The organism is Microbacterium deferens (assembly GCF_045517775.1).
Taxonomy (GTDB): Bacteria; Actinomycetota; Actinomycetes; order Actinomycetales; family Microbacteriaceae; genus Microbacterium.
The window spans coordinates 159,623-175,455 of sequence record NZ_JBEUWT010000001.1; the positions used below are offsets into that span (position 1 = coordinate 159,623).

Consider the following 15,833-nt stretch of genomic DNA (forward strand, 5'->3'; position numbering starts at 1 on the left):
CGAGTCTAGGCGGCGTTCACGCCTTCTCCGCGCTGTCGGCGATGTGCACGTCGAGTCGGAAGTCGACGGGGAAGCCTCCGAAGAGCAGACGGCCGGCGGATGCTGCGGCCTCGACGATCGCGTCGGCCGCCGCATCCGCGTGCTCGGCCGGTGCGTGCACGACGACCTCGTCGTGCAGGTAGAACGCCAGATGCGCCTGCCGGGCGAAGACCGGACCCGAAGCGCGTGCGGCCCGCTCGGGCTCGACGATGGGCATCGCCGCGAGACGCTTCCTCAGCTCGGCCATCCACGCGAGCGCCCATTCCGCGGCGGTGCCCTGCACGACGAAGTTGCGGGTGAACCGACCGCGGTCTCGGCCGACCCGACGGGCGAGGTCGGTGTCGGCAGCCGATGCCGCGTCGTCCGTCGCATCCGACTGCAGGTCGCGCCAGGCGCGCGACGGCGGCGGCGACGTGCGCCCGAGCCAGGTGGAGACGACGCCACCGTCTTCTCCGGTGCGTGCCGCGTCGTCGACGAGCTTCATCGCGCGGGGATACGTCCTGCGCAGCTGCGGAACGAGACGGCCGCTCTCGCCGGAGGTCGCGCCGTACATCGCGCCGAGGAGAGCGAGCTTCGCCTTTTCGCGACCCTCCAGCTTGCCGCGCTCGGCGATCGCTCCGTAGAGGTCGGCCCCCCGCGCGGCATCTGCCAGCGCGGTGTCGCTCGACATCGCCGCCAGCACCCGCGGCTCGAGTTGCGCGACGTCGGCGACGATGAGCTTCCACCCCGGGTCGGCCCGCACGGCCGCGCGCAGCTGACGCGGAATCTGCAATGCTCCGCCGCCCGACGACGCCCAGCGCCCGGTGACGACCCCGGCGGGCACATACACGGGGCGGAAGCGATCGTCGTCCACCCACTCTGCGAGCCAGCTCCAGCCGTTCGCGGTGAGAAGGCGCATCATGCGCTTGTATTCGATGAGAGGAACGACGACGGGGTGCTCGTGCCGACGCAACTCCCACCGCGAGGTCGACTCGACGTTGACGCCGACCCGGTGGAGTGCGCGCAGCAGCTTCGGCTGGGAGTCCAGGCTCGCCTGCGGATCGCCGAGTGCGTTGCGCACCTCCGCCGCCTTGGCGACGATGGCTGCGGGCAGGCCGCCGTGGGCGGGTCGCTCCCCCAGCATCCCGGTCAGGATCCGGTCGTGCTCCGCGGCGTTCCACGGCAGACCCGCCGCTCGAAGCTCGGAGGCGATCAGCGCACCCGCCGACTCCGCAGCGGTCAGCAGACGAAGGCGGCCCGGATCGGACGCCGTGTCGAGGGCGTCGCGCTGCCGGGCGAACTCGGCGAGGGCGCTGCCGAGATCCGCCGGCAACGCGTCGGCGCCCGAGGGCAGATCGAACAGTGCGGGCGCAGCATCCGTTCCGTCGACTCCTGCGGCGTCCCAGGCGCGCGCCGACCGCACCGGGTGGCCGGCGGCGACGAGTTCCGAGTCGCGCAAGATGGCGTGACAGAGGCGCAGGTCGTGGCAGCGCGCGATCCTCACCCCTGCGGCGAGCAACGACGGGTACCACGCGGGGGTGTCGCTCCAGACCCACCGCACCGAGCCGAGCGACTCCTCGCGCGCGATCCGGGTCGTGAGATCAGTGGAGCGCACGCGCTCCGTGGCGATCGTCGCGCCCATCGCATCGAGCGAAGCCCAGAGCGTGTCGCCGTCGTCGCGCCCGAGAACGATCCAATGGGGGCGCGGGTCAGCGCGCGTCACCGGAGTGGGGGCTCACAGCCCGGATTCTTCGGTGCGCACCAGGATCGCGCCGCATTCGGGGCAGTTCACGACGAGGTTGTCGGCCGCCTGGCGGATCTTGTTCATGTCTGTGCCCGAGAGCACCATGCGGCAGGCCTCGCACGTTCCGCGGTGCAGGTGCCCCGCGGCGTTGCCACGCGTTGCGAGCCGGTCGTAGAGGGCGACGAGCGCGGGGTCGATGCCACCGGCGACAGCACCGCGGTCGCGCTGAGCGGTCTCGAGTTCGCGTGTCGCGTCGGCGACGACCTGCTTGGCCTCCGCGCTCAGGCGCGCGCCTTCTTCGTTCGTCGCGGCGACAACGGCTTCCTGCTCGGCGACCGACGCTTCGGCCGCTTCGAGCTTCTCCATCACGACGAGCTCAGCGTCTTCGAGGTCGGACTTGCGCCGAGCGAGCGCGGCGATCTCGCTTTCGAGACCCTGCGCTTCTTTCGAGTTGGTGGATGCGGCGAGCCGCCCGGCGTCGCGAGCACTGCGCGCATCGACGACCGATACGTCACTCTCGATGCGCGACAGTTCGAGCTTGAGATCGTCTCGCACACCGGCCCGCGAGGAGAGCTCCTGCGAAAGCACGGAGCGCTGCTTGAGCAGCTCCTGCACGCGCGCGGCCTGCGGCGGGTTCTTCCGCGTGTTCTCAGCCCGTCGAATGCGGGCGTCGAGCTCGGCGAGGTCGAGCAGTCGGCGCTGGTCTGAGGGGTCGGCGTTCACGTGTCCAACCTACCCGCCGGTCTGCGTCGCGGGCGTTCACGGCTCGAGGGCCGCGCCCGTTTAGAATGGTCTCGAGGGCCTTTAGCTCAGCTGGTAGAGCGCCACGTTTACACCGTGGATGTCGTCGGTTCGATCCCGGCAGGGCCCACCATCGTTCGTCGTCCGATCGGATCGACCCGGCGCTGCGTCAGGCCGAGGCTCTCGTCGCCCATGCTTCTCGCACGGCCTGGGTGCTGGTGCACGGCTCGATCGGATCGGCAACGTCGGCCAACGTCTGCAGTTCGCGCGCGACCGCGTTCTTGCTCATCCCCAGCGCCGCGGCGATGTGCCGAACCGGGTGCACGGGGTGGATCTCGAGAAGGGCACGTATCGCCTGTGTCTGAACGGTGCGCAAGACCCGCTGCCGTGCGGCTGCGTCGGAGGCGGCGCGTGCGACGGCACGTCTGATCTGCTGAGCGTCGGCACCCACCGCGAACCGCGCGCTGAGCGGACCGGGAGATTCGCCGTCCCGGTGCGCAACGGATGCTTCGCCGCAGGGATCATCGACACCAGGGCCCGGCCGCGCACGGGCGGCCTGTGCCTCAACGCCCGCGCCGCGGGCGGAGGGTGGGGCGCCTCGGTACGGTGTCGGCATCCGCGTCCAATCGAGCGTGGAGTCGGCAGAGGGCACAACGACACGTGGTCATCAGGAGGGCCACGGTCGTGCGGCGCCGTCCAGCCCAGTGCACCGTCTCGGCGTCTGAGCTGTTGCCACTCTAGGTCACCGTGTCCCCCACATGGGGGACACGCCGCAGCCCGGGAGCGATCGGTTACCTCATCTCGCCAACGGGGAACACCCCGGGGCGACGCCGGTGCTGCCGCCGTAACGTGGGCGACGTGGGCGTGTCCGGTCCGAGATCGCCCTCGCCATAGGCCGAAGGAGAACGTCTCATGAGTCAGCCCGCGCAGCAACAGAACGTCCCCGGCACGGAGGCGCAGCTCGAGCCGCTCGCCGACCACGGTGAGCAGAGCTACGTCGGATCGGGCCGCTTGCACGGGAAAATCGCGCTCATCACGGGTGCGGACAGCGGAATCGGCAAGGCGGTGGCGATCGCCTACGCGCGCGAAGGTGCCGACGTCGCGATCGCGTACCTCTCCGAGCACGAAGACGCCCGAGACACCGCCCGCTGGGTCGAAGAGGCGGGGCGGCGCGCGATCCTCCTGCCCGGAGATCTCTCCGATCCGGTGACATGCCGGCGGGTCGTGAGCGAGACGGCCGAGCAGCTGGGCGGGCTCGACATCCTCATCAGCAACGCGGCGTTCCAGATGTACCGCGACGACATCACCGATATCCCCGACGAGGAGTGGGACTTCACCCTGGCCACGAATCTCAGCGCCTATTTCCACCTCGCCAAGGCCGCCGTCCCCTTGCTGAAGCCGGGGTCGGCGATCATCGCCACCTCGTCGATCCAGTCGGACTCCCCCACTCCGCAGCTCCTCCCCTACGCGATGACGAAGGCGGGAATCGCGAGCATGACCGCTTCGCTGGCGCAGATGCTGGGCGAGCGCGGCATCCGGGTCAACGCCGTGGCACCCGGTCCGATCTGGACGCCACTCATCCCCTCGACGATGCCTGCGGACGTGGTCGAATCCTTCGGCGAAGACACCCCACTCGGTCGCCCGGGTCAGCCCGCCGAGCTCGCCCCCGCCTATGTACTGCTCGGGTCGGACGAGGGCAGCTACATCTCGGGTGCCGTGCTGCCGGTCACCGGAGGCAAGCCGATCCTCGGCGCGTGACGCGGGTCGGCTCCGGCGTAGTCCCCGGATATCACCGGAGGATGCCGCGTTGCCGAGCTGCAGAGATCGCCGCTGTTCGCGACGCGACGCCGAGCTTGGTGAAGATGTGGGCCAGGTGCGACTTGACGGTCGTCTCGCTCACGAAGAGCGTCGAGGCCACCTCGGTGTTCGAGAGGCCGGAAGCGACCAGCTCCAGCACCTCGATCTCCCGCGAACTCAAGCTCGCCTGGGGCGCGCGCATCCGGTCGAGCAGGCGCGAGGCGATCACGGGCGCCAGCGCGCTCTCCCCCGCCGCTGCGGCCCGCACGGCTCCGATGAGCTCGTGGGGCGGGGCATCCTTCAGCAGATACCCGCTTGCTCCCGCCTCCACGGCACCGAGGATGTCGGCGTCCGAGTCGTAGTTGGTCACGACGAGCACGTACGGTGCGGCGTCGAGGGCACGGATGCGGCGCGTCGCCTCGGCGCCCGACCCCTGTGAACCCGACCCGAACTGCAGATCCATCAGCACGACATCGGGGTTCATGCTCTCCGCCAGGGCGACGGCGTCGTCGGGCGTGGCGGCCTCGCCGACGATCACGAGATCATCCTCGAGGTCGAACAGAGCAGCCATTCCCGCCCGCACGATCGGGTGGTCATCGGCGATCACGAGCCGGATCATGCGGTCCCCTCCAAAACGAGATCGACAGCGAGGGTCGTGCCTCGGTCAGGCGCGGAATCTATCGACAGGGTGCCGCCGAGCTGGTCGATGCGTTCGCGGGTCGCGCGCAGTCCGAACGAGTCCGAGCGACTCCGCGATGCGTTCGCCGCTTCTTCGGCGTCGAAGCCCGTGCCATCGTCTTCGATCGTGAAGCGCAACCGCTCCCGATCGGCGGTAAGGGTGATGGTGGCGTGGTGGGCCTCCGCATGCTGGATCGCATTCGCGACGGCGCCCTGCGCCACCCGTAGGAGGGCTGTCTGTACGTGCATCGGCAACGACACGCTGTCGGCCACCCGCACGTCGACCGTCAGTCCTTCGACAGACCACTGCGTGCGGGCGAGGCGACGCAGTGCCCCGCCCAGACCTCTGTCCTCGAGGTCGGGCGGAGTGAGTTCACGGATGAAACGGCGGGCCTCGGCGAGATTGTCGGCGGCCGTCTCCCGCGCGAGACGAATGTGTTCGACGCCGGGTCGCGACGCATCGGCGCGCTCTGCGGCATGGAGAAGCATCTGGATGCTGGACAGGCCCTGCGCGACCGTGTCATGGATCTCACGGGCGAGCCGGGCTCGTTCGGCGAGAACGCCCGACTCGTGCTCGGTGGCGGCGAGCTGGTCGCGCGTGGCGAGAAGCTCGCGCATGAGCGCGTCGCGCTGCTCAGCCTCCCGGGCCAGAGCCTGATAGCCCAGCCCGATCAACAGTGCGACGGCAGCGCCCACGAGAGGCCCCACGACCCCGCCGACACTCCACCCGCCGTGGAGACCGAGGGCGCAGATCGCGACCACCGTCGCGATGACGATGGCGGTGGAGCCCCACCACCGGCCGAGGAGATGCAGGTAGAGGAAGAACAGCGGAAAGACGAGATACGACGCCTCCGGGGTCAGCCAGAGAAGCGCAATCCACTCGACGGAGAGAAGGCCCAGCCAGATCGCGCCGCCCGTTCGGCGACGAGGTGCCCGGCGAGCTATCAGCGCGCCGAGCGCGTACGTCGTGAGAAGCAGGAGAGCGATGCCGATGATCGCGGCCTCGGCGTCGGCGCGCGTCAGCACCGCTCGCGCCATCACGAGCACGGTCAGTGCCCCGAAGACGACATGCAATCCGACGCGCAAGCCCACGAAGACCGGGGTCAGCGCGGTGTGGGGCATGGTCGAAATCCTACGCAGCGGGGTGTTGCCCGCATCCTTCGAAAGGACGATCCGGAAGACGGCATTTCAGCCCGACGAGGCTGTGCCCGTGGGCGATGTCGACGGCGTCGTGGGTCGCGAGAGTGGAATGCGTCGCCGCACCCTCACGCCGTGTGCGGCAGGAAAGGACTGCCATGTTCGTCGCTCTCCGCGACCTCCGCTTCGCTCGCGGACGGTTCATTCTCATAGGTTCGGTGGTCGCACTGATCACCGTGCTCGTCGGATTCCTCAGCGGCCTCACGGGAGGTCTCGCCACCCAGAACATCTCTGCCGTTCTGGCGCTTCCGGGCGACCGGATCGTCTTCGCGGCGCCGTCGGGTGATGCGCAACCGACGTTCGCCGACTCCGCGGTCAGCTCCCGCATCGTCGACGAGTGGTCGGCGACGGCCGGTGTCGACAGGGTCGAGCCGATCGGTGTGAGCCAGACCCGTGCCGAGTCCGGCGACGCGCGCACCGCTGTCGCCGTGTTCGGTGTGCAGGCGGGTATCGATGGCGCCCAGGTCGGGGGCGACGGCTCCGTCGTGGTCTCGGAGACGGTCGCCGAGGCGCTCGATGTGTCCGCGGGCGACGCCCTCTCGATCGCGGGAACGTCGTACACCGTGGGGTCGGTCGTCGCCGACCTCTGGTACAGCCACACCCCGGTCGTGCAGATGACGCTCCACGATTGGCAGGCGCTGTCGGCTGCCACGGGCAGCCCCGGTGCGTACGCCACGGTGATGGCCGTCACCGGCGATCCCGACTGGGCAGCGGCTGATGCGGCCACCGCAACCGTCTCGACGACGACGCTGCAATCGTTGACCGCCCTGGCGTCGTTCCGCTCGGAGATCGGCTCCCTGCTGCTGATGGTCGCACTGCTGTTCGGCATCTCCGGGCTCGTGATCGGGGCGTTCTTCACCGTGTGGACGATGCAGCGCAAGGGCGATATCGCCGTTCTCAAAGCCCTCGGCGCGGGCACGCCTTCGCTCATCCGCGACGCCCTCGGGCAGGCGCTCGTGGTGCTCGTGATCGGGATCGGTGTCGGACTCGCTCTCGTCGCCTTCCTGGGCGGCCTGGCGGGTTCTGCCCTGCCGTTCTTGCTCAGCCCACTCACCACCATCGTGCCGGGCGTGATCATGATCGCCCTCGGTCTCACCGGGGCGGCGTTCGCCCTGCGATCCGTCACCTCCGCCGACCCCCTCACAGCACTCGGGAGCAACCGATGATCCGACTCGACGACGTCACCCTGACCTTCCCCGACGGAGACTCCCGCATCACCGCGGTCGATCACGTCACACTCTCGGCACGCCCCGGCACCGTGACCGCGATCACCGGACCGAGCGGCTCGGGCAAGTCCAGCCTTCTGGCCATCGCGGCGACGCTGATCCGCCCCGATTCGGGTCTCGTCCTCATCGACGACGTCGATGCGACAGCACTCAGCGCCAGCGAGGCCACGGCTCTGCGGCGCGAGAAGATCGGCATCGTCTTCCAGCAGTCCAACCTGATCCCCTCGCTCACGGCGCGCGAGCAGCTCGTCGTGATGGACGAACTCCGCGGTCGCGGCCGGAAGAACCGCAGCGCGGCGCGCACGAAGGCCGACGCTCTGCTCGAGGCCGTCGGGCTCCTCTCTCACGTCGACAAGCGTCCCCACCAGATGTCGGGAGGTCAGCGCCAGCGGGTCAACATCGCGCGCGCCCTGATGAACGATCCACGCGTTCTGCTGGTCGACGAACCGACCAGCGCCCTCGACCAGGAGCGTGGCGCCGAGATCATCGAGCTCATCCTCAAGCTCAGCGGGGAGACGAGCACCTCGACGCTTCTCGTGACCCACGATCTCGTGCATCTGCCCCGCATGCACGACGTGAAGAACATCGTCGACGGACGACTCGTCGAGGCGGCACACCTGTCGCGATGATCCGGATGCTTCACGACTCGCTAGGCTGGTCGATGGTGCGTTGTGCGGATCGAACAAAGCGATCCGCGTTGCCATGGTGAGTGTCTGGCATGATCTGCCAGCCGAAGAAAGGTCTTCTGTGACTGTTCACGACCAGGATCCGTACTCGCAGGGGCCGCAGGACAGCGATCCCGAAGAGACCTCGGAATGGCAGGAATCGCTCCAGCAGCTGGTGGAGGCCAAGGGCCCCCAGCGTGCGCGCGAGATCATGCTGAGTCTCCTCAAGGAGTCGAAGGACCTGCACCTCGGGGTGCCGATGGTTCCGACGACCGACTACATCAACACGATCGCGGCCGAGAACGAGCCGGAGTTCCCCGGCGATGAAGAGGTCGAACGCCGCTACCGCGCGTGGATCCGCTGGAACGCGGCTGTCACCGTGCACCGGGCGCAGCGCCCCGGCATCGGCGTCGGCGGTCACATCTCGACCTACGCCTCGTCGGCCGCCCTCTACGAAGTGGGCTTCAACCACTTCTTCCGCGGCCAGGACCACCCGTCCGGCGGCGACCAGATCTTCGTGCAGGGCCACGCCTCCCCCGGCACCTACGCCCGCGCGTACCTCGAAGGTCGTGTGACCGAGGCGCAGCTCGACGGATTCCGCCAGGAGAAGTCCGCGGCGCCCAACGGCCTCCCGTCATACCCGCACCCGCGTCTGATGCCGGAGTTCTGGCAGTTCCCGACCGTGTCGATGGGACTCGGCCCGATCAACGCCATCTACCAGGCGATGTCGAACAAGTACCTCACCAACCGCGGGATCAAGGACGTCTCCGACTCGCACGTGTGGGCGTTCCTCGGTGACGGCGAGATGGACGAGGTCGAGAGCCGTGGCCAGCTCCAGGTCGCCGCGAACGAAGGACTCGACAACCTGACGTTCGTCATCAACGCGAACCTGCAGCGCCTTGACGGCCCGGTCCGCGGAAACGGCAAGATCATCCAGGAGCTCGAGAGCTTCTTCCGCGGCGCGGGCTGGAATGTCATCAAGGTCGTCTGGGGTCGTGAATGGGACGACCTGCTCAAGCGCGACACCGACGGTGCGCTGCTGAACCTGATGAACATCACGCCCGACGGCGACTATCAGACCTACAAGGCCGAGAGCGGCGCCTACGTGCGCGAGCACTTCTTCGGCCGCGACGAGCGCGCCGCTGCCCTGGTGAAGGACTACAGCGACGACCAGATCTGGAACCTCAAGCGCGGCGGCCACGACTACCGCAAGGTCTACGCCGCGTTCAAGGCGGCACAGGAGCACAAGGGTCAGCCGACCGTCATCATCGCGAAGACCATCAAGGGCTACGGCCTCGGTCCGCACTTCGAGGGTCGCAACGCGACCCACCAGATGAAGAAGATGACCCTCGACGACCTGAAGTCGTTCCGCGACGTGATGCACATCCCGATCACCGATGCGCAGCTCGAGGAGAACCCCTACCTTCCCCCGTACTACAACCCGGGGCCGAAGGACGAGGCGATCCAGTACATGCTCGAGCGCCGCAACGCGCTGGGCGGCTTCCTCCCCGAGCGCCGCACGCACCACGTGGGCCTCGAGCTCCCCGGTGATGCGGCCTACGCGCTGCCCAAGAAGGGCTCCGGAACGCAGGAGATCGCCACGACGATGGCGTTCGTCCGACTGCTGAAGGACCTCCTCCGCGTCAAGGACTTCGGCCACCGCATCGTGCCGATCATCCCCGACGAGGCGCGCACGTTCGGTATGGACGCCTACTTCCCGACGGCGAAGATCTACAACCCGAACGGTCAGCACTACACCTCGGTCGACCGTGAGCTGCTGCTCGCCTACAAGGAGAGCCCGCAGGGCCAGATCATCCACGTCGGCATCAACGAGGCGGGCGCCGTCGCGGCGTTCACCGCGGCGGGTACCTCGTACTCGACCCACGGCGAGCCGCTCATCCCGGTCTACGTCTTCTACTCGATGTTCGGCTTCCAGCGCACGGGCGACGCCCAGTGGGCAGCCGGCGACCAGATGGCCCGAGGCTTCATCATCGGCGCCACGGCCGGACGCACGACCCTGACCGGCGAGGGCCTGCAGCACGCCGACGGTCACTCGCACCTGCTGGCCTCGACCAACCCGGCGACGGTGTCGTACGACCCCGCGTACGGGTACGAGATCGCGCACATCGTGCGCTCGGGCATCGATCGCATGTACGGCGGACAGCACCCCGACCCGAACGTCATGTACTACATGACGGTCTACAACGAGCCGATCGTGCACCCCGCCGAGCCGGCCGATGTCGACGTCGATGGCATCATCCGCGGCATCCACCGCATCTCCACCGGTGAGGGGGACGGCGCACGCGCCCAGATCCTCGCCTCGGGCGTGGGTGTGCCGTGGGCACTCGAAGCCCAGCAGCTGCTGAAGGACGACTGGGGCGTGGGGGCCGACGTGTGGTCGGTCACCTCATGGACCGAGTTGCGCCGCGACGGTCTGGCCGCTGATGAGCACAACTTCCTCCACCCCGACGAGGAGCCGCGACAGGCGTACATCACCGAGAAGCTGGCGGGAACGCCGGGCCCGGTCGTCGCCGTGAGCGACTTCATGCACGCGGTGCAGGACCAGATCCGTCCGTGGGTCCAGCACAACTTCTCGACCCTGGGTGCCGACGGGTTCGGTTTCTCCGATACCCGCGCGGCCGCGCGTCGCTTCTTCAAGATCGACGGCCCGTCGATCGTGGTCCGCACGCTGCAGGCGCTCGCGCAGGAGGGCACGGTCGACCGTGGTCTCGTCGCGCAGGCGATCGAGAAGTACAAGCTGCACGATGTGACCGCCGGCACGAGCGGCAACGCGGGCGGCGAGAGCTGATCCACCCGTGACGCGCGGCGGAGTCGCCCCGATGGACAAGACCGAGACCCTCGCCTGGTTGAAGCGGATCTCGGGCGACCTGGCGACCGCGACTCTGAACAGGCTCGAGGAATCGCTGCCCTGGTACGCGGAGATGCCGCCTGCGCGACGATCGGCCGTCGGCCTCGTCGCGCAGGCGGGCATCACCTCGTTCATCACCTGGTACGAAGACCCCACCTCCACGCCGTGGGTCGCGGCCGACATCTTCGCGGCGGCTCCTCGTGAGCTGCTGCGAAGCGTCAGCCTGCAGCAGACGCTGCAGCTCATCCGGGTCACGGTCGAAGTGACCGAGGAACGGGTGAGGGGCAAGGGCGGTCAGCTTCGCGAAGGGATCCTGCTCTACTCGCGCGATGTGGCCTTCGCCGCCGCCGATGTCTACGCCCGTGCCGCCGAGGCGCGCGGGCTCTGGGACGCCCGGCTCGAGGCGTTGGTCGTCGATTCGATCCTCACGGGCGAGACCGACGAGGAGCTGCCCAGCCGCATCGCAGCCCTCGGGTGGCACGGTCACGGCGAGGTCGCTGTGCTGGTGGGCACGACTCCCCCGCAGCTCGATGTCGACCAGGTGCGACGCACAGCGCGCAAGCTGGGCGTCGACGTTCTCATCGGCGTGCAGGGATCTCGTCTCGTTCTGGTCGTGGGGCGCGCCCAGCTCGCGGGCCGCGTCGACGAGACCACCGTCGAGTTGCCCTTCGACGAGATCGCCCGCCGCCTCGAACCAGGGTTCGGTGACGGCCACCTCGTGTTGGGGCCTACGGTGCCCGCCCTCGTCGAAGCCAGTCAGAGCGCACGCGCCGCGCTGGCCGGATTCGCCGTGGCCCGCGCATGGCGACACGCACCCCGACCGGTCGAGGCCGACGACCTGCTGCCCGAGCGCGCGCTGGCCGGCGACGCGGTCGCCAAGCACACTCTGGTCGAGCGCATCTACCGTCCACTCCACACGCACAGCCCCGACCTCGTGGCGACGCTCTGGAGCTACCTCGACAACGGTCGATCGCTGGAAGCCACCGCGCGCGAACTCTTCGTGCATCCCAACACGGTGCGCTATCGACTGAAGCGCGTCTCGGAGGTCATCGGGTGGGATGCGACGGGACCCCGCGAGGCACTCATTCTGCAGACAGCGCTCATCCTCGGTTCCATCGGCACAGACGCGACACGCCGCCGCCCGTCGACGCTTCGACGCCACGCCCCCTGACCGCAGCGAGTCGACACGGCGCGCGCCTTATCGACACTCGACAACGGATCGTGGCATTGTTGTCCCGCTTCCGACAGATGTCTCCCCACGAATATTGACAGGATGGATCCCGTGATCATCGCCGTCTTCCCCGGGCAGGGTTCTCAGACCCCCGGCTTCCTCGCCCCGTGGCTCGAACTCGACGGAGTGCGCGAGCGTCTCGAGGCGTTCTCCGAGCACTCCGAGGTCGATCTGATCGCCGCCGGCACCGAGTGGGATGCCGACCGCATCCGCGACACCCGCGTCGCCCAGCCGCTGATCGTCGCGGCGAGCCTCATCTCCTGGGAGGCCCTGCAGTCGCGCGTCGGACGGCCGGCGGCCGGATTCGCTGGTCACTCGGTGGGCGAGATCGCCGCACTCGTGGCCGCTGACGTCATCACCGCTGACGAGGGCATGCGGCTCGTGGGCCTGCGCGGACGCGCGATGGCGGATGCTGCGGCCCTGACCGAGACCGGAATGAGCGCCGTGCTCGGAGGCGACGAAGCGGCCGTGCTGACCCGGCTGTCCGAGCTCGATCTCACCCCGGCGAACTACAACGGCGCCGGTCAGATCGTGGCCGCCGGCACCCCGGCGGCTCTCGCAGAGCTCGCGGCCTCCCCTGTCGCCGGCACGCGGGTGATCCCCCTCGCCGTCGCCGGCGCGTTCCACACCCGCTTCATGGAGCCCGCCGTCGACGTGCTGCGCGCAGCCGCGAGCGACATCGACCCCTCCGACCCCTCCGCGCCCCTGTGGACGAACTCCGACGGCTCCGTCGTCTCGTCGGGACGCGCAGCCCTGGACCTGCTCGTCGCCCAGGTCGCCTCGCCCGTGCGGTGGGACCGCACCATGGCGTCCTTCGCCGAGAACGGCTCGACCGGCCTGATCGAGTTCGCCCCGGCGGGCACGCTCACCGGTCTCGCCAAGAGAGGCCTGCGCGGCACCCCCGCCGTCGCGGTGAAGACCCCCGATGATCTGGTCGCTGCGGCGGCCCTCCTGGAAGAAGTCCCCGCGTGACCGCCGTACTCCGCCAGCCCCAGGGCGTGGCCCACACCCGCATCTACGCCTACGGTGCCGCCCGCGGTGAGCTCGTCGTTCCGAACGACGACCTCGTGGGCCCCATCGACTCCAGCGACGAGTGGATCCGTCAGCGCACGGGGATCATCACGCGCGTCCGCGCCGAGGCGACGACGACCGCGATAGACCTCGCCGCGATCGCCGGTGCCGAGGCCATCGAACGTTCGGGCGTCGCCGCATCCGACATCGATGCGGTGATCGTCGCCACGATCAGCAACCCGAAGCAGACCCCGTCGGTCTCGGCGATCGTCGCCGACCGCGTGGGCGCCAACCCGGCCGCCGCCTACGACGTGAACGCCGCCTGCGCGGGCTTCGCCTACGCGGTGGCACAGGCAGACGCCCTCATCCGGGGCGGGATCGCCCATTACGCGCTCGTCGTCGGCACCGAGAAGCTGAGCGACGTGGTCGATCCGACCGACCGCAGCATCTCGTTCCTCCTCGGAGACGGCGCAGGCGCGGCCGTGATCGGCCCCAGCGACACGCCCGGGATCGGACCGACCGTCTGGGGTTCCGACGGGTCGAAAGCCGACGCCGTCGGCATGAACCACACGCTCACCGAATTCCGCGATGGCGTCGCACCGTGGCCCACTCTTCGTCAGGAGGGTCCGACCGTCTTCCGCTGGGCCGTCTGGGAGATGGTGAAGGTCGCGCGTGAGGCCCTCGAGCGAACCGGGATCGAAGCATCCGATCTGGCCGCCTTCGTGCCCCACCAGGCCAACATGCGCATCATCGACGAGTTCGCCAAGCAGCTCGGTCTGCCCGAGTCGGTCGTCATCGGGCGCGACATCGAGACGACGGGCAACACTTCTGCCGCCTCGATCCCGCTCGCGACGCACCGTTTGCTCGAAGAGCACCCCGAAGTCAGCGGCGGACTCGCCCTGCAGATCGGGTTCGGAGCCGGGCTCGTCTTCGGCGCGCAGGTCGTGGTGCTCCCGTAGGGGCGGCACGGCGAACTCTAGACTGATCAAGGCCCGTCGGGCCCACACCCTCAGAACAGGAGACACCATGGCATTCACCAACGACGAGGTCCTCGCCGGGCTGGCAGAGCTCATCACCGACGAGACCGGTATTTCCGCCGACGAGGTGGCTCTCGAGAAGTCGTTCACCGACGACCTCGACATCGACTCCATCTCGATGATGACGATCGTCGTCAACGCCGAGGAGAAGTTCGGCGTCACCATCCCCGACGACGAGGTCAAGAACCTCAAGACCGTCGGCGACGCCGTCACCTACATCACGTCGGCCCAGGCGTAGTACCTGCGGTGGGGGCCACCGCGCCCCCACCACATACCTCGAGGATCTTCAACACATGAGCACGACACGCATCGTCGTCACCGGCATCGGTGCCACCTCGCCCATCGGCGGAACGGCACCGGAGAGCTGGTCCGCCCTGCTGGACGGCGTATCCGGCACCCGGACGCTGGAGCACGACTGGGTCGAGAAGTACGACCTCCCGGTCACCTTCGCCGCCGAGGCGATGGTGCGCCCCGAGACCGTGCTCGCCCGTCCCCTTGCGAAGCGCCTCGACCCGTCTTCGCAGCTCGCCATGGTGGCCGCCATGGAGGCGTGGGAAGACGCCGGCAGCCCCGAGGTCGACCCCGAACGGCTCGGCGTGGACTTCGCCACCGGTATCGGTGGTGTCTGGACTCTGCTCGACGCCTGGGACACGCTTCGCGAGAAGGGACCGCGGCGGGTCATGCCGATGACGGTGCCGATGCTCATGCCGAACGCGGCCGCCGGCAACCTCTCCCTCCACTTCGGTGCGCGCGCCTTCGCCCGCACCGTCGCCTCGGCCTGCGCGTCGAGTACCGAATCGATCGTGAACGCCGTCGAGCACCTGCAGGATGGGCTCGCCGACATCGTCATCGCCGGCGGCACCGAGTCTGCCGTGCACCCGATCACCATCGCGTCCTTCGCGTCGATGCAGGCGCTTTCGCGTCGCAACGACTCGCCCGAGACCGCTTCGCGCCCGGCAAGCATCGACCGCGACGGCTTCGTCATGGGCGAGGGTGCGGGCGTGCTAATCCTCGAGACCGAGGAGCACGCGAAGGCGCGCGGGGCCAAGATCTACGCCACCGTCGTCGGTGGCGGTGTGACCGCGGATTCGTACCACATCACCGCCAACGACCCCGAGGGCACGGGCGCGGCGCGCGCCGTGCGCATGGCGATGAAGGCAGCCGATGCGTCTCCCGACGACGTCACGCACATCAATGCCCACGCGACGTCCACCCCGGTCGGAGACCCGAACGAATACACCGCGTTGCGCACCGTCTTCGGTGAGCGCGTCGATGAGATCCCGGTCTCGGCGACGAAGGCCTCGACCGGCCACCTTCTCGGCGGCACCGGTGCACTCGAGGCCATCTTCACGATCCTCGCGATCCGCGATCGTCAGGCGCCCCCCACCATCAACCTCACCGAGCAAGACCCGGCGGTGCCGTTCCGGCTGTCCGGATCGACGATCCCACTCGGCGACGGCCCGCAGCTCGCGATCAGCAACTCCTTCGGGTTCGGCGGCCACAACGCCGTCGTCGCGTTTGCTTCTGTGTAACCACCGCTGCACGCGAAGATGCCCCCGGCCGGAGCCGGGGGCATCTTCCGTATCAGGCGGGTGATTCGCGTTCGCGGCACCGGGACG

13 protein-coding genes and 1 tRNA gene are annotated in these 15,833 nt (G+C 68.9%); 10 read left to right on the forward strand and 4 right to left on the reverse strand.

Annotated elements, in window-relative coordinates; genetic code table 11:
* Positions 1 to 16: 16 nt before the first annotated feature.
* Positions 17 to 1,660 carry a bifunctional 3'-5' exonuclease/DNA polymerase gene (locus ABTU82_RS00765; RefSeq protein WP_407173265.1) on the reverse strand — a complete coding sequence of 548 codons (1,644 nt, stop codon included), beginning with the start codon at positions 1,658 to 1,660 and terminating at the stop codon, positions 17 to 19.
* Positions 1,661 to 1,753: 93 nt separating this feature from the next.
* A complete protein-coding gene (locus tag ABTU82_RS00770; protein ID WP_407171032.1) occupies positions 1,754 to 2,485 on the reverse strand; it encodes a zinc ribbon domain-containing protein in 732 nt (243 codons plus the stop codon).
* Between the two features lie 75 nt (positions 2,486 to 2,560).
* Between ABTU82_RS00770 and ABTU82_RS00775 the strand changes: the two genes are divergently transcribed.
* A tRNA-Val gene (locus ABTU82_RS00775) sits at positions 2,561 to 2,636 on the forward strand.
* 779 nt (positions 2,637 to 3,415) lie between these two features.
* Positions 3,416 to 4,261 carry an SDR family oxidoreductase gene (locus tag ABTU82_RS00780; protein WP_407171034.1) on the forward strand — a complete coding sequence of 282 codons (846 nt, stop codon included), beginning with the start codon at positions 3,416 to 3,418 and terminating at the stop codon, positions 4,259 to 4,261.
* A 31-nt stretch (positions 4,262 to 4,292) separates the two neighbouring features.
* Here ABTU82_RS00780 and ABTU82_RS00785 read toward each other — a convergent pair whose 3' ends face one another.
* Both ABTU82_RS00785 and ABTU82_RS00790 read right to left on the reverse strand, forming a co-directional pair.
* Complete coding sequence (locus ABTU82_RS00785; RefSeq protein ID WP_116646510.1) at positions 4,293 to 4,919, reverse strand: response regulator; 627 nt, start codon at positions 4,917 to 4,919, stop codon at positions 4,293 to 4,295.
* Positions 4,916 to 6,100 (reverse strand): sensor histidine kinase, encoded by a 1,185-nt coding sequence (locus ABTU82_RS00790; protein ID WP_407171035.1) that lies wholly within the window; start codon positions 6,098 to 6,100, stop codon positions 4,916 to 4,918. Before ABTU82_RS00790 ends, ABTU82_RS00785 begins: the two co-directional genes overlap by 4 nt.
* Before the next feature lie 173 nt (positions 6,101 to 6,273).
* Here ABTU82_RS00790 and ABTU82_RS00795 point away from each other — a divergent pair, with 173 nt between their 5' ends.
* The 8 genes from ABTU82_RS00795 (at position 6,274) to ABTU82_RS00830 (ending at position 15,746) form a co-directional block, all read left to right on the forward strand.
* Positions 6,274 to 7,341 carry an ABC transporter permease gene (locus ABTU82_RS00795; RefSeq protein ID WP_407171038.1) on the forward strand — a complete coding sequence of 356 codons (1,068 nt, stop codon included), beginning with the start codon at positions 6,274 to 6,276 and terminating at the stop codon, positions 7,339 to 7,341.
* Entirely contained in the window at positions 7,338 to 8,030 is a 693-nt protein-coding gene (locus ABTU82_RS00800) for an ABC transporter ATP-binding protein (protein WP_116646507.1), read from the forward strand. The genes ABTU82_RS00795 and ABTU82_RS00800 overlap by 4 nt, the downstream gene beginning before the upstream one ends.
* A gap of 118 nt (positions 8,031 to 8,148) precedes the next feature.
* On the forward strand, positions 8,149 to 10,875 hold the full coding sequence (gene aceE, locus ABTU82_RS00805) for a pyruvate dehydrogenase (acetyl-transferring), homodimeric type (RefSeq protein WP_407171042.1): 2,727 nt from the start codon (positions 8,149 to 8,151) through the stop codon (positions 10,873 to 10,875).
* Between the two features lie 31 nt (positions 10,876 to 10,906).
* The gene (locus ABTU82_RS00810; protein WP_116646505.1) at positions 10,907 to 12,106 is read left to right on the forward strand and encodes a PucR family transcriptional regulator; all 1,200 of its coding nucleotides are present in this window, start codon (positions 10,907 to 10,909) and stop codon (positions 12,104 to 12,106) included.
* 111 nt (positions 12,107 to 12,217) lie between these two features.
* Complete coding sequence (locus tag ABTU82_RS00815; RefSeq protein ID WP_407173266.1) at positions 12,218 to 13,138, forward strand: ACP S-malonyltransferase; 921 nt, start codon at positions 12,218 to 12,220, stop codon at positions 13,136 to 13,138.
* The gene (locus ABTU82_RS00820) at positions 13,135 to 14,136 is read left to right on the forward strand and encodes a beta-ketoacyl-ACP synthase III (protein ID WP_116646504.1); all 1,002 of its coding nucleotides are present in this window, start codon (positions 13,135 to 13,137) and stop codon (positions 14,134 to 14,136) included. Before ABTU82_RS00815 ends, ABTU82_RS00820 begins: the two co-directional genes overlap by 4 nt.
* 67 nt (positions 14,137 to 14,203) lie before the next feature.
* Entirely contained in the window at positions 14,204 to 14,452 is a 249-nt protein-coding gene (locus ABTU82_RS00825) for an acyl carrier protein (protein ID WP_116646503.1), read from the forward strand.
* Positions 14,453 to 14,507: 55 nt separating this feature from the next.
* The gene (locus ABTU82_RS00830; protein WP_407171046.1) at positions 14,508 to 15,746 is read left to right on the forward strand and encodes a beta-ketoacyl-[acyl-carrier-protein] synthase family protein; all 1,239 of its coding nucleotides are present in this window, start codon (positions 14,508 to 14,510) and stop codon (positions 15,744 to 15,746) included.
* Positions 15,747 to 15,833 lie beyond the last annotated feature (87 nt).